Annotated in this window: 23 protein-coding genes; 11 read left to right on the top strand and 12 right to left on the bottom strand. The window is 60.5% G+C overall.

Going from position 1 to position 23,027, the window contains the following annotated elements; genetic code table 11:
• Positions 1-843, bottom strand: coding sequence for a helix-turn-helix transcriptional regulator (locus HB633_RS06335; RefSeq protein ID WP_213777289.1), 843 nt, complete (start codon positions 841-843; stop codon positions 1-3).
• Positions 844-949: 106 nt separating this feature from the next.
• Between HB633_RS06335 and HB633_RS06330 the strand changes: the two genes are divergently transcribed.
• Complete coding sequence (locus HB633_RS06330) at positions 950-1,363, top strand: gamma-glutamylcyclotransferase family protein (RefSeq protein ID WP_213777288.1); 414 nt, start codon at positions 950-952, stop codon at positions 1,361-1,363.
• A gap of 76 nt (positions 1,364-1,439) precedes the next feature.
• A complete protein-coding gene (locus HB633_RS06325) occupies positions 1,440-1,874 on the top strand; it encodes a universal stress protein (RefSeq protein WP_213777287.1) in 435 nt (144 codons plus the stop codon).
• 18 nt (positions 1,875-1,892) lie between these two features.
• Here HB633_RS06325 and HB633_RS06320 read toward each other — a convergent pair whose 3' ends face one another.
• Positions 1,893-2,771 (bottom strand): LysR substrate-binding domain-containing protein, encoded by an 879-nt coding sequence (locus HB633_RS06320; RefSeq protein WP_213777286.1) that lies wholly within the window; start codon positions 2,769-2,771, stop codon positions 1,893-1,895.
• Between the two features lie 56 nt (positions 2,772-2,827).
• On the opposite strand from HB633_RS06320, the gene HB633_RS06315 reads away from it, so the two are divergent.
• A complete protein-coding gene (locus HB633_RS06315; protein ID WP_255580781.1) occupies positions 2,828-3,484 on the top strand; it encodes a nuclear transport factor 2 family protein in 657 nt (218 codons plus the stop codon).
• A gap of 85 nt (positions 3,485-3,569) precedes the next feature.
• On the opposite strand, the gene aceA is transcribed toward HB633_RS06315, so the two are convergent.
• From aceA to HB633_RS06300, 3 genes are all read right to left on the bottom strand, one after another.
• A complete protein-coding gene (aceA, locus tag HB633_RS06310) occupies positions 3,570-4,874 on the bottom strand; it encodes an isocitrate lyase (protein WP_213777285.1) in 1,305 nt (434 codons plus the stop codon).
• Between the two features lie 383 nt (positions 4,875-5,257).
• Entirely contained in the window at positions 5,258-6,922 is a 1,665-nt protein-coding gene (locus tag HB633_RS06305; RefSeq protein ID WP_213777284.1) for a DEAD/DEAH box helicase, read from the bottom strand.
• 475 nt (positions 6,923-7,397) lie between these two features.
• Positions 7,398-7,670: an acyl-CoA-binding protein gene (locus HB633_RS06300; RefSeq protein WP_213777283.1), complete on the bottom strand. Its 273-nt coding sequence runs from the start codon at positions 7,668-7,670 to the stop codon at positions 7,398-7,400.
• 165 nt (positions 7,671-7,835) lie between these two features.
• Between HB633_RS06300 and tsaB the strand changes: the two genes are divergently transcribed.
• From tsaB to HB633_RS06280, 4 genes are read left to right on the top strand one after another with little or no spacing between them, the layout of a single operon-like run.
• Positions 7,836-8,672, top strand: a complete 837-nt coding sequence (gene tsaB / locus HB633_RS06295) for a tRNA (adenosine(37)-N6)-threonylcarbamoyltransferase complex dimerization subunit type 1 TsaB (RefSeq protein ID WP_213777282.1) — start codon at positions 7,836-7,838, stop codon at positions 8,670-8,672.
• Positions 8,669-9,163, top strand: coding sequence for a ribosomal protein S18-alanine N-acetyltransferase (gene rimI / locus HB633_RS06290; RefSeq protein ID WP_213777281.1), 495 nt, complete (start codon positions 8,669-8,671; stop codon positions 9,161-9,163). The genes tsaB and rimI overlap by 4 nt, the downstream gene beginning before the upstream one ends.
• Positions 9,150-10,112, top strand: a complete 963-nt coding sequence (locus tag HB633_RS06285; protein ID WP_213777280.1) for a uracil-DNA glycosylase — start codon at positions 9,150-9,152, stop codon at positions 10,110-10,112. Before rimI ends, HB633_RS06285 begins: the two co-directional genes overlap by 14 nt.
• Positions 10,109-11,023, top strand: coding sequence for a DUF1853 family protein (locus HB633_RS06280; RefSeq protein WP_213777279.1), 915 nt, complete (start codon positions 10,109-10,111; stop codon positions 11,021-11,023). Before HB633_RS06285 ends, HB633_RS06280 begins: the two co-directional genes overlap by 4 nt.
• On the opposite strand, the gene thiD is transcribed toward HB633_RS06280, so the two are convergent.
• The 4 genes from thiD to lplT form a co-directional block, all read right to left on the bottom strand.
• Positions 11,010-11,816, bottom strand: a complete 807-nt coding sequence (thiD, locus tag HB633_RS06275; protein ID WP_213777278.1) for a bifunctional hydroxymethylpyrimidine kinase/phosphomethylpyrimidine kinase — start codon at positions 11,814-11,816, stop codon at positions 11,010-11,012. The two genes, HB633_RS06280 and thiD, sit on opposite strands and share 14 nt — an antisense overlap.
• Positions 11,813-12,451: a thiamine phosphate synthase gene (gene thiE / locus HB633_RS06270; RefSeq protein ID WP_213777277.1), complete on the bottom strand. Its 639-nt coding sequence runs from the start codon at positions 12,449-12,451 to the stop codon at positions 11,813-11,815. The genes thiD and thiE overlap by 4 nt, the downstream gene beginning before the upstream one ends.
• Positions 12,452-12,453: 2 nt before the next feature.
• A complete protein-coding gene (thiM, locus tag HB633_RS06265) occupies positions 12,454-13,266 on the bottom strand; it encodes a hydroxyethylthiazole kinase (RefSeq protein WP_213777276.1) in 813 nt (270 codons plus the stop codon).
• An 86-nt stretch (positions 13,267-13,352) separates the two neighbouring features.
• Positions 13,353-14,660, bottom strand: coding sequence for a lysophospholipid transporter LplT (gene lplT / locus HB633_RS06260; RefSeq protein WP_213777275.1), 1,308 nt, complete (start codon positions 14,658-14,660; stop codon positions 13,353-13,355).
• 479 nt (positions 14,661-15,139) lie between these two features.
• Here lplT and alr point away from each other — a divergent pair, with 479 nt between their 5' ends.
• From alr to HB633_RS06245, 3 genes are all read left to right on the top strand, one after another.
• Positions 15,140-16,210: an alanine racemase gene (alr, locus tag HB633_RS06255; protein WP_213777274.1), complete on the top strand. Its 1,071-nt coding sequence runs from the start codon at positions 15,140-15,142 to the stop codon at positions 16,208-16,210.
• 37 nt (positions 16,211-16,247) lie between these two features.
• On the top strand, positions 16,248-17,636 hold the full coding sequence (gene radA, locus HB633_RS06250; RefSeq protein ID WP_213777273.1) for a DNA repair protein RadA: 1,389 nt from the start codon (positions 16,248-16,250) through the stop codon (positions 17,634-17,636).
• Between the two features lie 143 nt (positions 17,637-17,779).
• Positions 17,780-18,043 (top strand): DUF2866 domain-containing protein, encoded by a 264-nt coding sequence (locus HB633_RS06245; protein ID WP_213777272.1) that lies wholly within the window; start codon positions 17,780-17,782, stop codon positions 18,041-18,043.
• Here the strand turns inward: HB633_RS06245 and HB633_RS06240 are convergent.
• Entirely contained in the window at positions 18,040-19,974 is a 1,935-nt protein-coding gene (locus HB633_RS06240) for an ATP-binding cassette domain-containing protein (protein WP_213777271.1), read from the bottom strand. The two genes, HB633_RS06245 and HB633_RS06240, sit on opposite strands and share 4 nt — an antisense overlap.
• Before the next feature lie 158 nt (positions 19,975-20,132).
• Here HB633_RS06240 and HB633_RS06235 point away from each other — a divergent pair, with 158 nt between their 5' ends.
• Entirely contained in the window at positions 20,133-20,612 is a 480-nt protein-coding gene (locus tag HB633_RS06235) for a glutathione peroxidase (protein ID WP_213777270.1), read from the top strand.
• A 20-nt stretch (positions 20,613-20,632) separates the two neighbouring features.
• Here HB633_RS06235 and cls read toward each other — a convergent pair whose 3' ends face one another.
• Together cls and prmB are read right to left on the bottom strand one after the other, a co-directional pair.
• Entirely contained in the window at positions 20,633-22,096 is a 1,464-nt protein-coding gene (gene cls / locus HB633_RS06230; protein ID WP_213777269.1) for a cardiolipin synthase, read from the bottom strand.
• 33 nt (positions 22,097-22,129) lie between these two features.
• Positions 22,130-23,014: a 50S ribosomal protein L3 N(5)-glutamine methyltransferase gene (prmB, locus tag HB633_RS06225; protein ID WP_213777268.1), complete on the bottom strand. Its 885-nt coding sequence runs from the start codon at positions 23,012-23,014 to the stop codon at positions 22,130-22,132.
• Positions 23,015-23,027 lie beyond the last annotated feature (13 nt).

Here is a 23,027-nt window from a genome sequence, read left to right as displayed (position 1 = left end):
TTAATGGCTTGCCGTGTCGTGCGGCTCGCCATCGCGGACAAAAAACGCGCGCGGACTTTCGCCGAATGCACGCCTGAACATCGCTGAAAATGCGCTTTGACTGTGGTAGCCCAATAGCAGCGCGACTTGCGCGAGCGGTTTTCCCTGACTCAGCAGCGGAATGGCGCGCGCCAGCACCGCCTGTTGACGCCATTGCGAAAAACTTATCCCTAGCTCACGCCGGAATAGGCGGGCGATCGTACGCGTGCTTGCGCCCACGAGCGTGGCCCAGTGTTCAAGCGAATCGGCAGACGCGGGGTCTTCCAGCACTGCTTCGCACAACGCGAGCAGACGTTTGTCGGTGGGCATTGGAATGGAAAGGGGAAGCGGGCGGGATCGCGTGATTTCATCGAGAGCCAGGGTTCCCAGCAGCCGTTCCCGTTCGCGCGAAATGGTCGTGTCATTCAACGCAACCGCGACTTCCCGTAGCAGCGGCGACACTTCCACCACGCGGCACGCATCGAGTCCATCCGGCACGACGCTTTCGTCGATATAAAGCGTGCGCAGGAACGCGTCCTCCACAATCACCACTTCATGCGTGACGTTCGGCGGAACCCAGATTGCCCGCGATGGCGGCACCATCCACGTCGAACCTTCCGCGGCGATCCGTAATACGCCTCGGGTCGTGCACGCAACCTGCGCCCAGGCATGCGTATGCCGCGCGATCCGCACGCCGGCAGGCACGGGCCGCGACCGAACGCGGATAGGATGCGCGGGCGTTGGCGATGACTCGGCCGGAATGTCGAGATGTTCGACTTCCTCGGTGGTTTCGGCATGTAAAGGGCGGTCGGTCTTTATCAGCATGCAATATCTCAACGGATTTCGATCATGATAGTCAATGCATCGTCGTTTTTGCTCTTGGCATAATGCGCGGACTTGTCTGGAACCGTTAGTTCGAGGAATCAAGCGCATGCAACACGTATTTGTCTACGGCACGCTGCGGGCCGGGGAAAGCAATGACATTCATCGCGCGGCCGCGCGAAATTGCATTGCGGATCCTGTGCTTGTCGGCTCGGGCCATATCAACGGACGGCTTTATGATTTTGGCGCGTATCCGGGCGTCGTTCCTGACGCCAGCGCAGCGCCGGTCCATGGCGATGTTTATCGTGTAGAAGATACGCTCGTTCCCGTTCTTGATGAAATCGAGGAAGTGGTGCCGGATATCAGTGGCCTGTTTCGTGGTGAGCACATGCACGTGACGGTCGAGCTCGATGGACGCGCTGAAGAGATCGAATGCCTGGTTTATCCGGTGAGCGACGCGGCGGTGCATGGGTTGCCGCGTATCGACGGTGGCGACTGGGTAAGCTACAGGCGATCGAGATAACGCAGGCTTAAGCCTTAGGCACTCGCCGATTCCGTTACTACAATAGAAGACAACACGGAGTGCGAGGGAGCCAGCCATGTTCAAGCACATTCTCGTTCCGACAGACGGGTCGGTTCTGTCGCAGAAGGCCATTGACGGCGCCATCGACCTGGCGCAGTCGGTGGGCGCGCGAATCACGGCGTACGCTTGCTTGCCGCTCTATCCGTATTCCCCTTTCGCAGATGTCGCCGTCGAGCCGCCCAGCGATTTCCATGAGCGATCGGAGAGGGAGGCGCGTGAGCATCTGGCCGCGGTTGAAGCAGCGGCGGCTTCGGTCGGCGTTTCCTGCGATGCCGTTACCAGCGTCGAATCGGCGCCTTATATTGGAATAATCGATATCGCGGAACGTGATGGCTGCGATGTAATCTTCATGGCGTCGCACGGACGGCGCGGGCTGGGAAGCTTGCTGATCGGCAGCGAAACGCAGCGGGTTCTGACGCACACCAAGATCCCGGTCATTGTGTATCGATAACACCGCTTCCGAGCGCGTCTATATGTTTTCGCGTGCGAGAGCGAGGAAAGCGAGCACGGCGCCGCTGGTTTCATTCGCACGACTACACAGCATCAAATCCGCCAATATCTCCGTTTCAATGATCGGCCGATAGATCACGTTCTGAATCTCAACGCGAGAGACGGGCGCGGGGACAATCGCCACTCCGAACCCTGCCGCGACGAGCGCGAGCACCGTCAACGTGCTCGACACGCGATGCACTGCCTTGGGCTGTGCGCCCATTTGCGCGCTCAGCATCGCGACGGTTTTTTCGCCTTCGTTGAAAGCGTAGAGAATGAGCGTCTCGGTTACCAATGACTTCACCGAAATACGTGTCTTTTTCGCGAGCGGATGATCCTCCGCCATGGCGACCAACATCGGCCATGTCCCGATCTTTTCCTCGATGAGTTGCGGGTCTGGCGCCGATCCCAGACTCGGGCTGTATCCAACGTCGAGCTGGCCCGCAAGGATCGCCTCGCTCTGCAGATGCGGCGACATTTCGACCGGCTGTAATTCAGCATCGGGGTAGCGTTGGCGAAAGACGCGCAAGTTGTCTGTCAGCTTGCCGGTCACAACGGCGTTGCCTGCAAAGCCGACTTTGACTGTGCCGGTCTCGCCGCGCAGCGATCGCTGCACAATGTCTTTCGTGCGCTCGGCTTGGGCAAGCGTGCGTCGCGCTTCCACCAGGAGGAGCGACCCCGCTCGCGTGAGTTCGACGTTGCGGCTCGTGCGCACAAAAAGCGCGCCGCCAATTTCTTCTTCGAGTGAGCGAATTTGCATGCTCAGCGCAGGCTGCACGATGTGCAGACGTTGTGCGGCGCGACCAAAGTGTTTCTCTTCGGCGACCGCGACGAAATAGCGGAGATGACGCAGGTCCATGATCGACATTCCATCAGTAAAATTGATCAATCGATCATATCAATCTACTTCACGTTATGGCGGTGATGCGTGACACTACATTCGCATCGCGGCGATCGAGAATTCGCTGCTTACTACGCTATAGAAGGAGATTGACTATGCAAACGTACCTTGAAGATCGGCTGAGCATTGCAGATTTGATGACCGGATGGATTCATCGCGATCTCGCGCAATGGGATGAGCTGCGCAAACTGTTTCATCCTGATGGCACGATCGAGATCACCTGGTTCGACGGTTCGTTCCGTGATTTCGTCGATGGATCGATGAAAATGGGCGAATCCGATCTGCGCACCAAGCGTTTCATCGCGGGACCGGTGGTCGAGTTCAACGGCAATAAGGCCATTGTCGAGACCAACGCAATAATCGTCGGTGAAAATGTTCGACTTGGCTTGGGCTGCAGTTCGCACAACCGCTTTTACGATCGAGTTGAAAAGCGCGATGGCGTCTGGAAGATCGTGAAGCGCCAGAGCATTTACGACATGGGGTCGTTCACGTTTCCGAGCGGTATCGTCGAAATTGATGCGGCCGCGGTGCAAAAGCACCCGCGCGAATATGCGCCGCTCGCTTACTTGCTCGAGAAAAGCGGCTTTCCAGTCCAGAAAACCTTTGCCACCAAAGGTAGCGGCTTGGAGGTGGAAATGAAGGCAGAAGGGCGGGCGTGGCTGGCGGCGTGACGAGCCGCGGTAGCAGTCAAAGCAGAAAAAGGGCATACGGTTTGTGACCGTATGCCCTTCTCAAACTTCAACCCATCGCGGCCTGTTAAGCCACTTTTTCTTCGAAGAACTGTTCGTCTTCAGTGGAACCGTGCAGCGCCGTTGTCGACGCTTCCTTCTCGACCGCTTGCGTGACGGCATCGAAGTAACCCGTGCCCACTTCGCGCTGATGCTTCACAGCGGTGAAGCCCTTTTCTGCGGCAGCAAATTCCGCTTCCTGCATCTCGACGAACGCGCTCATCTGGTTGCGCGCGTAGCCGTGGGCGAGGTTGAACATCGAATAGTTCAGCGCGTGGAAACCGGCCAGCGTGATGAACTGGAACTTGTATCCCATCGCGCCGAGTTCCTTCTGGAATTTGGCGATGGTCGCATCGTCCAGATTTTTCTTCCAGTTGAACGACGGCGAGCAGTTATACGAAAGCAGCTTGCCCGGAAACTCGCGATGAATCGCTTCGGCGAACTTCTTCGCGTAAGCGAGATCCGGCTTGCCGGTTTCGCACCAGATCATGTCGGCGTACGGCGCGTACGCGAGACCACGCGAGACCGCTTGTTCCAGGCCCGGCTTCGTGCGGAAGAAGCCTTCGATGGTGCGTTCGCCGGTCAGGAAGGGTTTATCGTTTTCATCGACGTCGGATGTCACCAGGTCGGCGGCTTCTGCGTCCGTGCGGGCAAGCAGGATCGTGCGCGTGCCCGACACGTCGGCGGCGAGCCGCGCAGCCGTAAGCTTGGCGACGTTCTCGCGAGTCGGCACCAGCACCTTGCCGCCCATGTGACCGCATTTCTTGGCCGATGCCAGTTGGTCCTCGAAGTGCACGCCCGCCGCACCGGCTTCGATCATCGCTTTCATCAGTTCGAACGCGTTCAGCACGCCACCGAAACCGGCTTCGGCATCCGCCACGATCGGCTGGAAGAAATCGAGATAGCCTTCATCGCCGGGATTCTTGCCTTCCGACCATTGGATCTGATCGGCGCGCGTCAGCGTGTTGTTGATGCGCTTGACGACCAGCGGCACCGAATTGGCCGGATACAGCGACTGGTCCGGATACATTTCGCCAGCTACGTTCGCGTCGCCGGCCACTTGCCAGCCCGAAAGGTAGATCGCTTTCAACCCGGCCTTGACCTGCTGCATGGCCTGATTGCCGGTCAACGCGCCGAGCGCGTTAACAAACGGCTCTTCATGAATCGATGCCCACAGTTTTTCCGCGCCGCGCTTGGCGAGCGTGTGTTCCACCGGCACCGAACCGCGCAGACGCACGACGTCCTCAGCCGAGTAGCTGCGCGTGATGCCCTTCCAGCGCGGATCGGTGTCCCATTGCTTCTGAAGTTCCTGAGCTTGTTGTTGGCGCGACATGGCGTTTCTCCTTTGATTGCTTTGGCTAATGAGTAACTAGTGGTCGTCTTGTTGAACAAGCAGGGCGTCAGTGGGCGCGCTCTTTTGCTCAACTCTTATATAAGAGTCTAGAGAAGTAACCTGACCCGATCCAGCGGGAAAGCAGAAATTTCGAAGAAGATTTCATGTTTAAATTCAATCGACTAGATGATAAATATCGCAATATGAAACGATTTCTTTCATCCTGAGATGCTGATATTTGTGCCGTGCACCAACAATTTCACCGCCCGCAAACTCTTTCCACATCGTGAAACGCTGGAGACGGGCAAAAAAAACCGACGCACGAGGCATCGGTTTTTTTATCGAGCGAAGCGCGCAAGCAGCGCGGCGCACATTAGCTACATTTAGCTGCCACGACGCGGAGCGCGCGGACCGTCGTTGCGACGTGCTGCATAACCGTCGCGCGAACCGCCGCCAAAGCCCGATCCGCCATCACGCGATCCACCGCCGCTGCGGTAACCGTCACGTGAACCACCGTCACGCGAGTCGCGCGCACCGGCGCTTGCTGGCTTGTTGCCCCAGCCGCCCGGCTTGGCCGAACCGCTGCTGCTGCCGCCATTACCAAAACGACGGCCTGCGCCAGCACCCGCGCCACCGCCCGGACGACCACGGCCGCCAAAGCCCGGACGACCGCCACCAGCCGGCGCCGAACGACGCGGCTCGAAGCCCGCAATGACGCTCACTGCCAGCGGCAGGCGCACGAAACGCTCGATGCGCTTAAGCGCGCCTTGCTCGGCGTGGTGCACGAGGCTGATTGCCGTGCCCGTACGGCCAGCGCGGCCCGTACGACCGATACGGTGGACATAATCTTCCGCGAACTTCGGCAGATCGTAGTTGAACACGTGCGTGATGCCGGGAATATCGATACCGCGAGCTGCGACATCGGTTGCCACCAGCACGCGCACCTTGCGTTCACGCAACGCACGAATCGTGCGGTTACGCGCGCCTTGCGGCAGATCGCCGTGCAGCGCGGCCGATTCAAAACCAGCGTCCGACAAACGGATGGCCAACTGGTCAGCGTCGTTCTTGGTTGCCGTGAAGACGATAGCCTGATCAAGGCCGGCATCGCGCAACAGATGGTCGAGCAGACGATCCTTGTGATCGCGGTCATCGACGTAATGCACGGTTTGCGCAATGTTGTTTTGCGCTTCGAGCTTTTGAATGATCTCGATGCGTTCCGGGTTCTTCAACAGGCGGCCGGTCAGCGAGCTGATCTTGCCGTCGATGGTCGCCGAGAACAGCAGCGTCTGACGCGAAGCGGGCGTAGCGGCAACGATGGTTTCGATGTCGTCGATGAAGCCCATGTCCAGCATGCGGTCGGCTTCGTCGAGCACGAGCATTTGCAGTTGCGACAGGTCAATACGGCCGCGTTCCAAGTGATCCAGCAGACGGCCCGGCGTAGCAACGAGGATTTCCGGGTTCTTCGCGAGCAGCATCAATTGCTGGCCATAGGCGACGCCGCCGAGGATGCTGACGGTGCGCAGACGGCGCAGATGCTTGCCGTACGTGGTCGCGGCGGCGGTAACCTGCATGGCGAGTTCGCGCGTCGGCGTCAGAACCAGCATGGTCGGACGGGCGACCGGCTGTTGACGGCGTGCCGGGCGTGCGTTCGGGTCATGCGGCTCGCGGGGAGCAGCGGCCTTGGCTTTTTCGAGCTGCGAAAAACGTTCGATAGCCGGCAGCATGAACGCTGCCGTCTTGCCCGAACCGGTCGGGCTTGAAACCAGCAAGTCGCGGCCGGCGAGCGCTGCGGGGATCGCGCGCTGCTGAACCGGCGTCGGTACTTGATAACCAGAAGCGGTCAGCGCAACAACGATTTCCGGCGACAGGCCGAGCGATTCGAAGCTCGGGCCGGTCTGAACGGCGATCGCAGCGCCAACGGGTGCGATTGAGGAAATGGGGGCAGGGATAGCGGGCGAAACAGATGCTGCCGGCGCTGCGGGTACGTCGGTACCGAGTGCCACTGCAGCGATGGAGTCCAGCGGGCTATTGGTGTTGCTCGAAGTCATGTCGATCCTTGAAACGGGGAATAAGGCGTGTGGCGCCAATCGGCATACCCAAGTCGTCAGATTCAGCGAGCAAAGAAGCAGCGAGCAAATCGAAAAACGGGGGCAGCTCGCAACAATAAAGGCGAGCTTTTCGTTAGAAGCTGTATCGGATTCGACAGGCCGAGGCGGCGTTGTCGTCAGCCTGATGCATGATCGGCCGAAGAAGGCCTAGCAGGGAGGGGACAGTTTCTAAACTGGATTGGAGCAAAACGCTACGAGGCGCCGCGCTGCGCGGGTTGAATCAGCTAATGAATCGACTTCAAACATCAATTCACCCGGTCACAGTGAAGCGCAGGCAACAGTATATCGGGAATTGTTGCGCTGCGCCAGATTTTAAGACAGTTTGATTCAATAGCGGGTCCATCGGCGAAGGCAGTGGCGGCGAATGTTGCATTGACGCCTGAATTGCCGCCAATGCAGCGCACGAACAATGCGTTCAAGCCGATTCGCCACTTTTCAGCGATTCCACCAGTTCCACATATTGCTGTTTGGCCGTGTCCTGCGGCGTGCCGTTGAGCGCAGCCCACGCATCGTATTTGTATTTTCCGACGATATCGGCAAAACCGGGTTTTTCGTCGATGCCCGCGTCGCCGATGCTGCCTTGTTTGAAGAGCGCATACAGGCGCAGCAGCGTGAGGTTGCCCGGACGTTCAGGCAATTCTTTGACATCGGCCTGGGCTTTGACAAACTGCGCATCGATTTCGCTCATTCGGTTCTCCGTAAATGCTTGAATAGGATGAGCGATCATAGCAAGCGTATGCGCGGCGATTTTCGAGGGTTTCTTCCAGATATTTGCTCAAGGACGCGTCCTGCGCCTGTTCATGAAGGGCGCGCGCACGCTTGCGCCCCGACGCCACGCATTACAATAGCGGCCATGACACGTACTGTTCTGCTTGCCCTCGATACATCGACCGAATATTGCTCGGTCGCGTTGCTGGTCGCCGGCCCGGAGGCGGCCGCGGCTTATCGAAACGCTCCGCACCATGTTTCCGGCGAAATCCGCGTCTGGTTCAGCCATGAATTGACCGGGCCGGTCTCCAGCACGCGTTTGCTGCCCGCCATCCGCGAATTATTCGGTCAAGCTGATCTGAAGCTCGCCGATTGCAGCGCGATCGCTTTTGGCGCCGGGCCCGGATCATTTACCGGTTTGCGCACGGCGACCGGCGTGGCGCAGGGACTGGCCTTTGGCCTGGGTGTCCCGGTCGTGCCCATCGGCACCTTGCTTGCGTGCGCCGAGTTTGCGCGCTTGAATGAGCCGTCGGTCACGCGTGTGATCGCTGCACTCGATGCCCGCATGAACGAGGCGTATTGGGCCGAATTCCACTGGGACGATGCCGCGAACGATTGGAGCACGCTGCAGGCGGCATCGCTGGATGTACCGGGCGTCATTCCGGCACCCGATGTTCCTTTCACGCTCGCGGGAAACGCGGCCGCCGCGTTCGGCGACCTTTTACCGGTACAGCATTCAGCCGCGTGCCATGTCGACCTCGACGCGCTTCCACATGCCTTGCCCGTCGCGCTCGCCGGCCTCCGGGCCTTTCGCGCCGGCCGCACGGTTGCACCGGACCAGGCCGCGCCAGAGTACGTGCGCAACAAGGTTGCGCAGACGACCGCCGAGCGTTTGGACGCACGCGCGGCCAAGGACGCCGCTGCTCAAGGTGCTTCTCAGGCCGATTCTCAGGCCGCTTCCGCCGCGGAGCCGTCACGGTGAGCGGCGTGTTGCTCGCCGATCGCTATCTGTCCCCCATGACGGAAGCGGATCTCGACGAAGTCGCCGCCATCGAAAAGATTGCGTACGAGTTCCCGTGGAGCCGCGGCAATTTCCAGGATTCGTTGCGCAATGGCTATTACGGCGTTTGTCTGCGCCATGTCACCGGCACGTTGCTGGGCTATTGCGTGCTGATGCCGGTTGTCGATGAAATGCATCTTCTGAATCTTTGCGTCGCGCCTCAAGCGCAACATGCCGGAGCCGGGCTTACTCTGCTGCGCGAAGCGGTGCGCATCTCGCGGCATCAGAAGCTCGATGGCGTGCTGCTGGAAGTGCGGCCATCGAATCCGCGTGCCATTCAGCTTTACGAACGCTTTGGGTTTGCCACTATCGGGCGTCGGAAAAACTATTATCCGGCACGCCACCGTTCGCGCGAGGATGCGCTCGTCATGCGTCTGACGTTTTCAAAGGAGCCCGCCGATGGCGCTGCATAAGTCGATGTTCGACGAGTTCGGACTCGGGACGATCTGGGTAAGACGCGCACCGCAGCCGGATGAGCCCGCGGCGCTTGCGGAACCGGTCACACCTGACCGGTCAACGGCGATTCCGTTGAACCGCGCGGCTGCCGCCGAGCTGGCGCGCACGGCTTCGAGCGTGCCTGGACACGAAAGCACCGACGCTTTGAGCGCGCTCGACGCCGTGCTTTCGGCCGCGCAAAAAAACCAGGGCGTTGTGCGCGAAGCGCCGATGGCCAGATCTGAACCGCCGGAATCCCCGACCTTCGATGACATCCCATGGCTCGACGACATTCCGGCTGAAGCGCGCACCGAGCCGGAAACCATCGACGAAACTGCAAACGACATCGCGTCCCTCGACTGGGATGTGCTCGCCGGCCGCGTGTCCGTTTGCGAGCGGTGCAAGTTATGCGAACGGCGCACGAACGCGGTTTTCGGCGTGGGCGACCGAGATGCCGACTGGATGCTGATCGGCGAAGCGCCGGGCGAGAACGAGGACAAGCTGGGCGAACCGTTTGTGGGACAGGCGGGCAAGCTGCTGGACAGCATGCTGCACTCGGTGGCGTTATCGCGTGAAGACAATGTGTTTATCGCGAATGTGATCAAGTGCCGGCCGCCCGGTAACCGCAATCCGGAAGTCGATGAAGTCGCACGGTGCGAGCCGTATCTGAAGCGTCAGGTCGCGCTCGTGAAGCCGAAGCTGATCGTCGCGCTCGGACGGTTCGCCGCGCAAAGCCTGCTCAAGACCGAGGCGAGCATTGCGTCGCTGCGCGGGCGCGTGCATGACTACGAGGGTGTGCCCGTCATCGTGACGTATCACCCGGCGTATTTGCTGCGCAGCCTGCCAGACAAAGCCAAGGCGTGGGCCGATCTGTGCCTGGCGCAGGCGACTTATCGCGAGTCGCTGAAGGTGGCGGACGGCGCGTGACCCTCGCCATCACAGCCGCGCAATTCAACGATCCCGCCGTCCAGGACCTCGCGTGGCTGCTGTTTTCACCTGACTTGCTGAGCGCATCGCATGCGGGTGCGCCGCTGGCTTGCCCTGTAGCACGCGACAAGCCTGAGGCCGCTCTGAGCTGGCTCGCAGCGCTTGATCAAAATCCTGCGGCGCTACATGCGCAAGTCTACAAGCCATCGCTGAAACGACTCGGTCTGTATGCCGAGGCTTTGCTCGAATACTTTCTGCGGCATGGACCCGATGCGCGGCTGGTCGCGGCGAATGTGCCGTTGCGTGCATCGGGACAGACGCTCGGCGAAGTGGACTTCCTCTTGCACAATGCCCGGCGCGAACGTCTGCATTGGGAACTTGCGGTGAAGTTCTATCTGCACGTCGGCGAGGGTGCGGCCGCGTTATCCGATTATGTCGGTCCGAACTTGCAGGATCGCTTCGATCTCAAGCATGACCGGCTTTTGAAGCATCAACTGGGTTTGAGCGCCCGCGATGAATTCGCATCGCTCGGTTTTGAAGGACCGTGGCGGGCAGAGTTGTTCGTCAAAGGCAGGCTGTTTTATCGACGAGGAGACATGCCGACGTTGCCTCCCGAGCTCGCTGGTGATCACTTGCGCGGCTGGTGGCTGACGGTATCGGAATGGCAGGAATCGAAGCGCGATGAGGTTTTCGCCGTCGTACCGAGACTCGCATGGCTTGCCGAGCGGACAATATCGGATGAAGGCGTCGAGGCGCTGAGCTTCGATGCAACCGCGCTGAGCGCACCGACGATGGTGGCGAACTACGACAGCAGCGCCGGGAATTTCTGGCACGAGCGTTCGCGTGGTTTCGTCGTGCCGGATGATTGGCCCGAGCGCGCGTTGCGTTATGCGCGCGTCACCACCACCTGAAAAAATGATGCACTGGTCCAACGCCGTGACCGACTTCGAGTCGCGCGCTCTGTTCGATTGCGCCCGTCAGATAAAGCTTGGCATCGGCGGTAGCGGCCGCGAGCGAGTCGCGTTGCGGCAACAACGCCGCGATCGATGACGACAATGTGCAGCCCGTCCCATGCGTGTTTTTCACTGGCACCCGCGGACCGCCGAGCCTGAGCGAACCACTTGCTTCGATGAGCCAGTCGGGACTGTCGGCAGAATTCAGATGGCCGCCTTTCATCAGTACGGCCTTCGCGCCGAGCGTGCGCAGCGCTTCGCCCTGGCGAACCATCGTTTCTTCGTCTTCAGCGGACGTGTCGTCCAAAAGCGCCGCCGCTTCCGGCAGATTCGGCGTGACCAGTGTGGCCAACGGCAACAATTCTTCGCGTAACGCGGCAACCGCTTCTGGCGCAAGCAACGCGTGATGGCTCTTCGAAATCATGACCGTGTCGAGCACGACATGCGCTGGTTTGTATCGACGCAATGCAGCCGCGACCGCGCGCACCACGTCGGCGTTTGCGAGCATGCCGATCTTCACGGCATCAATACGGATATCGTCGAAAACCGCGTCAAGTTGCGCCGTGACGAACGACGCGTCCGGCGTATGGATGGCCGTCACGCCGCGCGTGTTTTGAGCGGTGAGGGCGGTGATCACCGACAAACCGTAAGCGCCGAGCGCCGAAAATGCCTTGAGATCGGCCTGGATGCCTGCGCCGCCGCCCGAATCTGAACCGGCGATAGTGAGGACGTTGGGGATCGGATGGGTCATGATATTTGCAGATTTCCAGCGCGTAATTGCTGCGCGGCGAGACGTGGATCGGCGGCCTTGCAGATCGCCGATACCACCGCGATTCCGCCCGGCTTTGCGCGTTTGACATCATCGGCGTTGCTCAGCTGGATTCCGCCGATAGCCACCGTCGGATGTATCGACCGCGCGCACAGTGCAGCGATTCCTTGCGTACCCAACGCCGCCGATGCATCCGGCTTCGTGGGTGTATCGAACACGGGGCCGACGCCCACGTAATCGATCATCGTGCCGAGGGGATTGGCGTCATCGACCTCCCGCTCATTCGATACCGACAAGCCGATCAACGCGCGCGGCCCGAGCAGTTTCCGGGCGATTTCCGGCGGCAGATCCTTTTGCCCGATATGCACGCCTTTGGCGCCGCACGCGAGCGCGACATCGATGTGATCGTTGATGATCAGCGGCACGCCAAAGCGGCGCGTGATGGGCAGCAGATCCAAAGCCAGCGCGAGCCACGCGCGCTTGTGCCATTCGGGCGCGCGCAGTTGCACGATCGTCACGCCGCCTTCGAGCGCGGCTTGCGTGATTTCCAGCGCGCGCGCATGACCGCCGCACTGCACGGGATCCAGCACGAGATAGAGCGAAAGATCGAGGTTCATTGTCAGGCCGCCAGGATATCGCGTTGTACGAGCGTGGCCGCGAACGCGTCTTCACCGAGCGATGACAGCCGGTCCAGATAGGTGACCGCGAAGCTGCCGGGCAATGCGGCGTCGCGTGCGGCGAGCTCGCCGGCAATGCTTGAATACGCGACCGCTGCAACGGTGGCGGCCCAGAAGTCGTCGGCTTCGGCCACGCCCACGAACGCGGCGACCGTCGCGGACAATGCGCACCCGACGCCGGTCACGCGTGTCATCAAGACCGATCCATTCGATAACGCCACAGTGCGGCGCCCATCGGTGATGTAATCGGTTGCGCCGGTCACGGCCACGATCGCGCCAGTTTTTAGCGCGAGGAGCTGCGCGGCATCGAGCGCGCTTTCGGCCAGGGTCGTGCTGTCAACGCCGCGTCCGCTCGACGCCCCGCCCGACAAGCTGATGATCTCAGACGCGTTGCCACGGATCACGGCGGGTTTTGCATCGAGCAGATCGAGTGCGAACTCGGTCCGAAAGCTCAACGGGCCGACTGCGACCGGATCGAGAATCCACGGTTTGTGCGCGCCGTTGGCGGCATCGACGGCGGCGCGGATGGCACGGCTTTGCGGCAGGTCGAGCGTGCCAAGATTCACCGATACCGCGTTTGCCATCGGCGCGAATTCGCTGACTTCCTCGCGTGCGACGACCATTGCCGGCGCGGCGCCCAGCGCAAGCAGCACATTGGCGGTGAAGTTCGTCACGACGAGATTCGTCAGGCAATGGACCAGCGGCGCGCGTTCGCGCACGCTGCGTGCGAACGAAAAGAGGTCGGCGGCGAGCATGGAATCTGACTTGAAGATGAATGAGAAAGCCGGATTATCGCGCGTGGCGCGCGACCCTGTCCGGCGAACGTTGCGTATTGTCCCGATCAGTGCCGCGATTCACCGATCAGCGCGACCGAATCAAACGCGCGCTGATTCGCCTGATGCCGCCGCATGACGAAATACATCATCAGGCAGACGAAGGTTCCGAACAGTACGATCACGAATTGAATCGGCACGTCGAGCCAGACCAGCACTGCGTAAAGGCACAGCATCACGAGCACCGAAAGATTCTCGTTGAAATTCTGCACCGCGATCGAATGTCCCGCCGAAAGCAACACATGCCCGCGATGCTGCAGCAACGCGTTCATCGGCACCACGAAAAAGCCCGACAGGCCGCCGACGATCATCAGGAAGATGTACGCCACGATCAGGTAACCCGGAATGTGCATGCGGCCGAAATAGATGCCCCAGTGCACGGGAAAAAGATGCTTCGAATAGAACGCGAGCAGCATCACCGCGACGCCCATCATGATGCCCACCGGCAGCACCGACAGCGACTTCTTCAACGGCACGCGCGCTGCGGCGAGAATGGCGCCGACAGCAACTCCGACCGCGATGATCGCCTGGAGAATCGCCGCTTCGGACAGCGACATGCCGAGCGAAACTTCCGCCCACTTCAACACGATGAATTGCAACGTCGCGCCCGCGCCCCAGAAGAGCGTGGTAACGGCGAGCGAAATCTGGCCGAGTTTGTCGTGCCAAAGTGCGTTGAAACAATCGGCGAAATCGGTGATGAGTTTGAGCGGCCGATGTTCCTGCTTCGGATAACGCGCGCCGGTATCGGGAATACGCAGATTGAAGATCGCAGCCACCACGTACATCAGCACGATCACGAGCATGGCGGCTTCGGCGGGTGTATCGACTTTCGGAATATGCAGAGCAAGCAGATGTGATGCTATATGTGGACTGATCAGCGCACCGCCCATGACGGTGCCGAGAATGATCGATCCAACCGTGGTTCCTTCAATCCAGCCGTTGGCTGCGACCAGCCGGTCGGCGGGCAGCAACTCGGTGAGAATGCCGTACTTCGCGGGCGAGTACGCAGCCGCGCCGAAACCGACAATCCCGTACGCAAGCAAGGGGTGCGCGCCGACCAGCATGGTCAGGCAGCCGACCACCTTGATGGAGTTGGTGACGAACATCACGTGGCCCTTGGGCCGTGAATCGGCGAAGGCGCCTACGAAAGCAGCCAGAACCACGTATGACAGCACAAAGAACAGCTTGAGCAGCGGCGTCATCCAGTTCGGGGCGTGAAGATCTTTCAGCAGGGCGATCGCAGCGATCAGAAGGGCGTTGTCGGCCAGCGACGAGAAAAACTGCGCGGCCATGATGGTGTAAAAACCTTTTTTCATCTGATCCGATGCTAGTCGCACTGCGGGTGATCCGCCCCGTTTCCGCACGGCGCGCTCGTCTTTCGCGTCCGGGTTCGCGCTCAGGCTCCCGTTCAGGCAATTTCTGTTTGAAATGGGTTGTGTGCACGGCTTTATAACACGAAAATAGGCGCATTCTGACTAGCAGTAACCTCCATGACAGTCACCCGACGCTCATGTGACATTCGCGCCGCAACGTCAACTCGCGCCAGGGTGACGATAAAGTATTGATTCGAAACATGTGTTCATTTCGAATTTCGTGCCGGGTTCGCGGTCTTAAGTTCGTCGGCGTGCTGACCGGTCTTCTATATGTGGTCTCCCGCCCGGCTGCAGCGCGGTAGTTCGAGACCACGCCAGCGCGATCAGAGCGTATCCGCTGCCGCCGCGCCGATCTCGAAAACGCACCGTCCGACAAGACGGCCAGCTCTCTCGGAATTCTCCGTTCATCCAATAGACCCTCCATGCCGCGCCCCTTATCCGCCACCGTCCACACCGCCGCACTCGCCAATAATCTAGCCATCGCGCGGCGCCACGCGCCTAAATCCAAGATATGGGCCGTCGTCAAGGCCAATGCTTATGGCCACGGATTGGCGCGAGCGTTCCCCGGATTGCGCGCAACTGACGGTTTCGGTCTTCTTGACCTCGAGGAAGCGGTGAAGTTGCGTGAACTTGGCTGGGCGGGTCCAATTCTTCTGCTGGAAGGCTTTTTTCGTCCGACAGATATCGATGTGATCGATCGTTACAGCCTCACGACCGGCGTTCATTGCGACGAACAACTGCGCATGCTGGAAATGGCGCGTTTGTCGAAACCGGTGAACATTCAACTGAAAATGAATACCGGCATGAATCGCCTCGGCTACACGCCCGAGCGCTTTCGCGCGGCGTGGGAACGGGCGCGGGCGGTGCAGGGCATCGGTCAGATTACGCTGATGACCCATTTCTCCGATGCCGACGGTCCACGCGGCATCGATCACCAAATGGAAGCGTTCGAGCGCGGCGCCGAGGGCATTGCCGGGACGCGCAGCCTGGCGAACTCGGCCGCGACGCTTTGGCACGCGGGATCGCATTTCGACTGGGTGCGCCCGGGCATCATGCTGTACGGCGCGTCGCCGTCGGGCAAGACTGAAGATGTAGCGAACATCGGCTTGCAGCCGGCCATGACGTTCGCGTCCGAGGTCATCGCCGTGCAGACCGTGGCCGCGGGGCAGACGGTGGGCTACGGCTCGTCGTTTTCGGTCACTTCGCCTATGCGCATTGGCGTAGTGGCGGCCGGTTACGCCGACGGTTATCCTCGATGCGCGCCGGAAGGCACGCCCATCGTCGTCGATGGCGTGCTGACGCGGATTGTCGGACGCGTCTCCATGGACATGATCACGGTGGACCTGACGCCGGTGCCGACGGCGGGCATCGGGACGCATGTGGAATTGTGGGGCGCGAAGCTGCCCATCGATGACGTTGCGGTGGCATGCGGCACGGTCGGCTACGAGTTGATGTGTGCGGTCGCCCAACGCGTACCGATGCGGGCTGAGTAACTTGGCTTATTTGTAACGATGAAACCCAGGAAGGCGAGTGGCGAAAGTAGCGAAGGTTAAAACGCTGTACGTATGCACCGAATGCGGCGGGCAAGCGCCCAAATGGCAAGGCCAGTGTCCGGCTTGCGGCGCGTGGAATACTCTGGTCGAGTCGGTGGCGGAGTCGCCGTCGGCGCATCGCTTCCAGGCGCTGGCGAAGACATCGCCCGTGCAGCGGTTGTCGGAAATCGAAGCGTCGGATGTGCCGCGATTCACGACGGGTATCGGCGAGTTCGATCGCGTGCTGGGCGGTGGCCTGGTCGCGGGCGGCGTGGTGTTGATCGGCGGCGATCCGGGAATCGGGAAGTCAACCTTGTTGCTGCAGTCCCTTGCGGAGATCGCCCGCGAACGGCCGGCGCTTTATATCAGCGGCGAAGAGTCCGGCGCGCAGATCGCGTTGCGCGCGCAACGGCTTGGGTTGCTCGGGGATTCGGGCAATGCCGCGCCAGATTTGCGCTTGCTCGCGGAAATCCAGCTCGAGCGGATTCAGGCGACCATCGATGCCGAACGGCCGGAAGTGGCGGTCATCGACTCCATCCAGACCGTTTATTCCGAGGCGCTGACCTCCGCGCCCGGATCGGTTGCGCAGGTACGCGAATGCGCGGCGCAACTCACGCGGATCGCGAAGCAAACGGGGACGGCCATCATCATGGTCGGTCACGTGACCAAGGAGGGGAATCTCGCGGGCCCACGGGTGCTGGAACATATCGTCGATACCGTGCTGTATTTCGAAGGCGATACCCACTCGTCGTTCCGGCTCGTGCGCGCGTTCAAGAACCGCTTTGGCGCGGTCAACGAACTCGGCGTGTTTGCCATGACCGAGCGGGGCTTGCGCGGCGTAGCGAATCCGTCGGCATTGTTTTTATCGCAGCATGAGCAGAGCGTGCCGGGGTCGTGTGTGCTCGTTACGCAAGAGGGATCGCGGCCGTTGCTCGTGGAAGTGCAGGCGCTGGTCGATACCGCCCATGTTCCGAATCCGCGGCGCCTCGCCGTCGGCCTGGAGCAGAACCGGCTGGCGCTGTTGCTGGCGGTGTTGCATCGGCACGCGGGCATTGCCTGTTTCGATCAGGACGTGTTCCTGAACGCCGTTGGTGGCGTCAAGATCACGGAGCCGGCGGCCGACCTGGCCGTGCTGCTGGCCATTCAGTCATCCATGCGCAACAAGCCGTTGCCCAAGGGTCTGATCGTGTTCGGCGAAGTAGGGCTGGCGGGAGAAATCCGGCCGTCGCCGCGCGGTCAGGACCGGCTGAAGGAAGCGGCCAAACTTGGTTTTTCGGTCGCGTTGATTCCGAAGGCAAACGCGCCGAAACAACCTATCGATGGACTGGAAGTGATCGCAGTGGACCGGATTGAGGAGGCGATCGACCGGGCGCGTTCTTTCGATTGATTTTGCGCAAGGTTCGCGACCGCGATCAGACCCTTTCGTAATGTGGCGTAAAAAACCGTGCGGTCCCTGTAACCCAAGTAACGCGTCCTTTTTCTATGCTTCTATCGCGACAAACCCCGATACGAGCGGAAAAGGACGACGCCTTGAAACACGCAAATCAAACTTCGTCAGCCCCATCATTTCATCTGCGCGGCTGCCGCGTGTCAGCGCCCATCCCGCAACCCTGGGGCGGCGGCTGCCGGATCGTCGAATGGATCGACGCGGAAGGGCAGATATCGCGCCGCGTGGTGGCGGAAAACGTGACTGAGGATGAAGTCGTAGCGACGATCCGCTGTCATGTGAAGGGCCGCAAACACATGCTTCACGACGACGAAGGTTTACCGCGACAAACCCTGCCACGTCGCTAGCCGATCTGTTCCAGCTCTTCATGCGCTTCGAGCCATTGGGCTTCGAGCACTTCGAGTTGTCCATTCACGGCGGCCTGACGGCGAATCGACTCGGTGAGCTGGGTCTTCATTGACGGCTCGTAGCTGGCGGCGTCCGCTACGAACGCATCCAGTTGCGCCTTCTCGGCGTTCAGCTTGTCCATTTCCTTCTCGATCTTCGAAATCCGCGATTGCAGCGGTTTCTTCAAGTGCGAGAGCTTCTGGCGTTCTTGCGCTTCCTGCCGGCGCTGTTCCTTGCGGTTCTGCCCGGAATCGAGCGAGTCGTCTGTGCTTGCGCTTCCTGCTTCCTTTGCCGCCGCACGCTGTTCGGCCGCGTGCTGGAGCAGCCAGTCACGATAATCGTCGAGATCGCCATCGAAGGGCTGCAAGCGGTGTTTCGCCACCAGCATGAACGTGTCCGTGGTCGCGCGCAGCAAGTGGCGGTCGTGCGAAACCAGGATCAGCGTGCCCTCGAATTGCGCCAACGCCATGGTCAGTGCGTGACGCGTTTCGAGGTCCAGGTGGTTAGTCGGTTCATCGAGCAGCAGCAGGTTCGGCTTTTGCCAGATGATCAGTGCGAGCGCGAGGCGGGCTTTTTCTCCGCCGGAGAATGGCGCGATCTTCGCCGTTGCCATTTCGCCGGAGAAGTTGAAGCCGCCGAGAAAGTCGCGCAGTTCCTGTTCGCGCGTATCGGGGGCGAGCCGGGCGACGTGCTCGAGTGCGGAGTCACCCGGGCGCAGCGTTTCGAGCTGATGCTGTGCGAAATAGCCAATCCGCAAGCCCTTGCCTTCACGCACGTGTCCGCTCAGCGCTTCCAGCGTGCCTGCCAGTGTCTTGATCAGCGTGGATTTGCCCTGGCCGTTCGCGCCGAGCAAACCGATGCGCTGGCCGTTCTGAATGGACAGCGTGACGCCTTCCACAATCGGCACCTCGCCCGCGTCCGTGTGATATCCGCAGCGCACGCCTTCCATCACCATCATGGGATTGGGCGCGGAGTCGGGGGTCCTGAACTCGAACGTGAACGGCGAAGAAGCATGCGCCGGCGCGATGATTTCCATGCGTTCGAGCGCCTTGACGCGGCTTTGCGCCTGCTTCGCCTTGGTCGCCTGCGCCTTGAAGCGGTTGATGAAGCTCTGCAAATGCTCCACGGTCTTTTGCTGCTTCTCGTACGCGCTTTGCTGCAACGCGATCTGTTGCGCGCGGAGAATCTCGAACTGGCTGTAATTACCGCCGTAACGCTTGATCTGCCGATTCTCCAGGTGCAGCGTGACGTTGCACACCGAGTCGAGGAATTCGCGATCGTGCGAAATCACGATCAGCGTTCCCGGATATCGATGCAGCCAGTCTTCCAGCCAGATGATGGCGTCGAGATCCAGGTGGTTCGTGGGTTCGTCCAGCAGCAGGAGGTCCGAACGGCACATCAGCGCCTGCGCGAGGTTCAGGCGCATGCGCCAGCCGCCCGAGAAGCTCGTGACCGGCTCTTTGGTCTGCGCGAGCGTGAAACCCAGGCCGATCAGCAGCGTTTCGGCGCGGGCGGGCGCGGTGTAACCGTCGGCATCGGCGAAAGCGGCATGCGCTTCGGCTTCAGCGGCGCCATCATGGGCGGCTGATGCTGCCGCAATCCGCGCTTCGATGCTGCGAAGCTGCGTGTCACCGTCGAGCGTGTATTCGAGCGCGGTCCGGTCGACCGCCGGCGTTTCCTGCGCGACGTGGGCGATCTGCCATGACGGCGGCATCGAAAAATCGCCGCCGTCAGCGTGCAGATCGCCGCGCAGCACGGAGAAGAGCGTGGATTTGCCCGCGCCGTTCGCACCGACAAGCCCCGCTTTTTCGCCAGGATTAAGCGCAAACGTGGTCTGTTCGAAGAGCGGTTTCGTGCCGCGGGCGAGGCTGAACTGATTGAAGCGAATCACGGCGTGAAGACCCAGGCGAGTACGGGAAAACGCTATTTTAGACTGCTGCCGCAGCTCGCCGCGTGCTCATTCATGTTGTGCCAAGCGATCGGCCATTCGGCCGAATGTTCTTTGAGCGGCGTTTCGCTTAGACTGGGTTTTTTCAAGCGGAGCAACGAATGAACCCCATCTACTCGTTTTCGGCGGAAACCTTGGCCGGCGATACAGCCAGCCTGGAGCAATATCAGGGCAAGGTGCTGTTGATCGTGAACACCGCAAGCGAGTGCGGATTCACGCCGCAATACAAGGGTTTGCAGGAACTCTACGATCGGTACAAAGATCGCGGGTTCGCGGTGCTTGGTTTTCCGTGCAATCAATTCGGCAAGCAAGAGCCGGGCGACGCGGCGCAGATCGGCAGCTTTTGCGAGAAGAATTACGGGGTCACGTTCCCCATGTTCGCCAAAGTCGATGTGAACGGCGCGAACGCACATCCGTTGTTCCGTTATCTGACCGAGGAAGCACCGGGCGTGCTGGGCACCGAAGGCATCAAGTGGAACTTCACCAAGTTTCTCGTCGACAAGGAAGGCACCGTGATCAATCGGTTTGGGTCGGTGACGAAGCCTGACGCGTTGTCGGGCGATATCGAAAAGCTGCTTTAAAAGCGGCGGCGGTTTCCGCTTCAAAGAATCGGTGAAAACAGCCGCGCGACATGCATTGCCATGCGCCGCAGCGGGGGCGCGCCAAGGTAGTCGTCGCGGCTGATTTCCCACGATTGCGCGAAGTCATCGAGAAGCATTTTTTCGACCTCAGCGGCGAAACTATGGTCCACCGTCAGCACCATGATCTCGAAGTTGAGGCGAAACGAGCGGTTGTCCAGGTTTGCGCTGCCAATAGCCGCCGACATGTCGTCGACCAGCACCACTTTCTGATGCAGGAAGCCCGGTTTGTACCGGAAGATCCGAACGCCGGCGAGCAGCGCATCGTAGGCGTAGAGCTTGGACGCCGCGAAGACCACGCGATGATCGCGCCGGCTGGGAATCAAAATGCGTACATCCACGCCACGCAGCACGGCAAGGCGCAATGCAGAAAACACGGCTTCATCGGGGATTAGATAGGGCGTCGTGATCCAGATTCGCGAACGCGCCGCGTTGATGGCTTCGACAAAAAATAGCGAACACGTTTCTTGTCTGTCGGCCGGGCCGCTCGCGAGCACAAGGCAACTCATGTCTTTGTCGGAGACCTTTGACGCCTCGACTTCCGGAATGCGCTGCGTCGCCCAATACCAGTCTTCAATGAACACGAACTGGATGCTTGCGACCGCTGGCCCGCGCACTTCAATATGCGTATCGCGCCACGGCGACAAACGCGGATTACCGCCGAGATATTCCACGCCGACGTTATGTCCGCCGACAAACGCGCATTCGCCGTCCACCACGACAATCTTTCTGTGATTACGGAAATTGATCTGGAAGCGATTGACGAATTTGCGCTTGGTCGCGAACGGATGCGTTTGCACGCCGCCCGCGCGAAGCGCATTCACATAGCGATGAGGTAAATCGAAGCTGCCGATGCTGTCGTAAAGAAAATAAACGCGCACGCCTTCTTGCGCCTTCTTGATCAGCAGGTCTTTCAGCTTCAGCCCGAGTTCATCGGCGCGAACGATGAAAAACTGCACGATCACGTAGGTTTTTGCTTTTTCGATGGCCTCGAAAATCGCATCGAAGGTCGTGGCGCCATTGATCAGCACGCGCACCGAATTGCCGCGCAAAAACGGCATGCCGCTCAAACGCGTCAGCGCTCGAATGGTCGGGTGCCCGAGATACTCGGCTGGGTCCCCGGGCGCTACGCCTCGCAGGCGGGCGGCTTCATCGGGGAAATTCCATTCCGTTGGATGCGCGCTCTTGCGCAGGATTTCGTTCTCGAGCCGCCGCGCGTCTATATACCCCGCAAACTTGCTGCGCCCGAGAAACAGATACGGAATCAGCGTGAAGTAGGGCATGGCGACGAGCGACACCGCCCACGCCACCGCGCCCTGAGACGTGCGTGTGTTGAGTACCGCATGGCTTGCCGCCACCACGCCCAGTAAATGGGCGATGATGACAAACGTGCCAAGGTGCAGCCAGTCCTGCCATTCGATATGCATGTACGCGGTCGGCCAGTAGTCCTACGTTCGCGTCTAGGCCGGCAGGTCTGCCGCCTGAATAAGGAAGACGTTGTCGTCGCCAGCGCTGGTCGAGAGCCAGACCATGTCCAGGCCACCTAACGTCGCTTCCACATTTGCCCGTTCGTTGCCGATTTCGACCACGAGAACGCCGTCCTCGGTCAGCCATTTGCGCGCTTCGCCTACTATCCGCTTCACGATATCCATGCCGTCCGCACCGCCGGCAAGCGCCAGTTCTGGCTCATGACGGTACTCGGCCGGCAGCGACTGCATGGCGAGCGCGTTGACGTAAGGCGGGTTCGTGATGATGACCTCATAGCGCCCGCCAGGCAGCGGCGCGAACAGGTCGCCTTCATACAGCGCGACGCGCGAATCCAGGTCGTAGTCGTCCACATTTTGATGGGCAACTTCCAGCGCGGGCGCGGAGATATCGACGGCATCGATATCCGCGTTCTGGAACGCTTGCGCCGCGAGAATCGCGAGGCAACCGGAGCCCGTGCAGAGTTCGAGCACGCGTGAAACCTCGTCGGGGTCCTGCACGTAGGGCTGCAAGCCGTCCTGCAACAATTCGCCAATGAACGAGCGCGGCACGATCACGCGTTCATCCACATAAAAGCGATGTCCGTGCATCCACGCTTCGTTCGTGATGTACGCGGCCGGCACGCGGTCTTTCGCGCGCCGCTCGATCACTTTCATGATGGCGTCGATTTCTGTGTCGAGCAGGCGTGCATCGAGGAACGGGTCCAGCGTGTCGAGCGGCAGGTGCAAGGTGTGCAGGACCAGGTATGCCGCTTCATCGAATGCATTCGACGAACCGTGTCCGAACGACAACTTTGCCTCGGTGAACCGGGAAACGGCAAAGCGCAGCAGATCGCGTACGGTGGTGAAGGGAAGCGCCATCGCAGGCTCCTTT

Origin of the sequence: Caballeronia sp. dw_276, from assembly GCF_018449635.1 — a bacterium.
Classification (GTDB): Bacteria; Pseudomonadota; Gammaproteobacteria; order Burkholderiales; family Burkholderiaceae; genus Caballeronia.
The sequence above is the reverse complement of the archived record's forward strand: the minus strand, read 5'-3'. Positions and strand labels throughout refer to the sequence as shown.

What these genes read in the sequence shown, in the direction of transcription:
- HB633_RS06335 (WP_213777289.1), bottom strand. Translation starts at nt 843, where the DNA reads ATGCTGATAAAGACCGACCGCCCTTTACATGCCGAAACCACCGAGGAA.
- HB633_RS06330 (WP_213777288.1), top strand. Translation starts at nt 950, where the DNA reads ATGCAACACGTATTTGTCTACGGCACGCTGCGGGCCGGGGAAAGCAAT.
- HB633_RS06325 (WP_213777287.1), top strand. Translation starts at nt 1,440, where the DNA reads ATGTTCAAGCACATTCTCGTTCCGACAGACGGGTCGGTTCTGTCGCAG.
- HB633_RS06320 (WP_213777286.1), bottom strand. Translation starts at nt 2,771, where the DNA reads ATGGACCTGCGTCATCTCCGCTATTTCGTCGCGGTCGCCGAAGAGAAA.
- HB633_RS06315 (WP_255580781.1), top strand. Translation starts at nt 2,828, where the DNA reads ATGGCGGTGATGCGTGACACTACATTCGCATCGCGGCGATCGAGAATT.
- aceA (WP_213777285.1), bottom strand. Translation starts at nt 4,874, where the DNA reads ATGTCGCGCCAACAACAAGCTCAGGAACTTCAGAAGCAATGGGACACC.
- HB633_RS06305 (WP_213777284.1), bottom strand. Translation starts at nt 6,922, where the DNA reads ATGACTTCGAGCAACACCAATAGCCCGCTGGACTCCATCGCTGCAGTG.
- HB633_RS06300 (WP_213777283.1), bottom strand. Translation starts at nt 7,670, where the DNA reads ATGAGCGAAATCGATGCGCAGTTTGTCAAAGCCCAGGCCGATGTCAAA.
- tsaB (WP_213777282.1), top strand. Translation starts at nt 7,836, where the DNA reads ATGACACGTACTGTTCTGCTTGCCCTCGATACATCGACCGAATATTGC.
- HB633_RS06285 (WP_213777280.1), top strand. Translation starts at nt 9,150, where the DNA reads ATGGCGCTGCATAAGTCGATGTTCGACGAGTTCGGACTCGGGACGATC.
- thiD (WP_213777278.1), bottom strand. Translation starts at nt 11,816, where the DNA reads ATGACCCATCCGATCCCCAACGTCCTCACTATCGCCGGTTCAGATTCG.
- thiE (WP_213777277.1), bottom strand. Translation starts at nt 12,451, where the DNA reads ATGAACCTCGATCTTTCGCTCTATCTCGTGCTGGATCCCGTGCAGTGC.
- thiM (WP_213777276.1), bottom strand. Translation starts at nt 13,266, where the DNA reads ATGCTCGCCGCCGACCTCTTTTCGTTCGCACGCAGCGTGCGCGAACGC.
- lplT (WP_213777275.1), bottom strand. Translation starts at nt 14,660, where the DNA reads ATGAAAAAAGGTTTTTACACCATCATGGCCGCGCAGTTTTTCTCGTCG.
- alr (WP_213777274.1), top strand. Translation starts at nt 15,140, where the DNA reads ATGCCGCGCCCCTTATCCGCCACCGTCCACACCGCCGCACTCGCCAAT.
- HB633_RS06235 (WP_213777270.1), top strand. Translation starts at nt 20,133, where the DNA reads ATGAACCCCATCTACTCGTTTTCGGCGGAAACCTTGGCCGGCGATACA.
- cls (WP_213777269.1), bottom strand. Translation starts at nt 22,096, where the DNA reads ATGCATATCGAATGGCAGGACTGGCTGCACCTTGGCACGTTTGTCATC.
- prmB (WP_213777268.1), bottom strand. Translation starts at nt 23,014, where the DNA reads ATGGCGCTTCCCTTCACCACCGTACGCGATCTGCTGCGCTTTGCCGTT.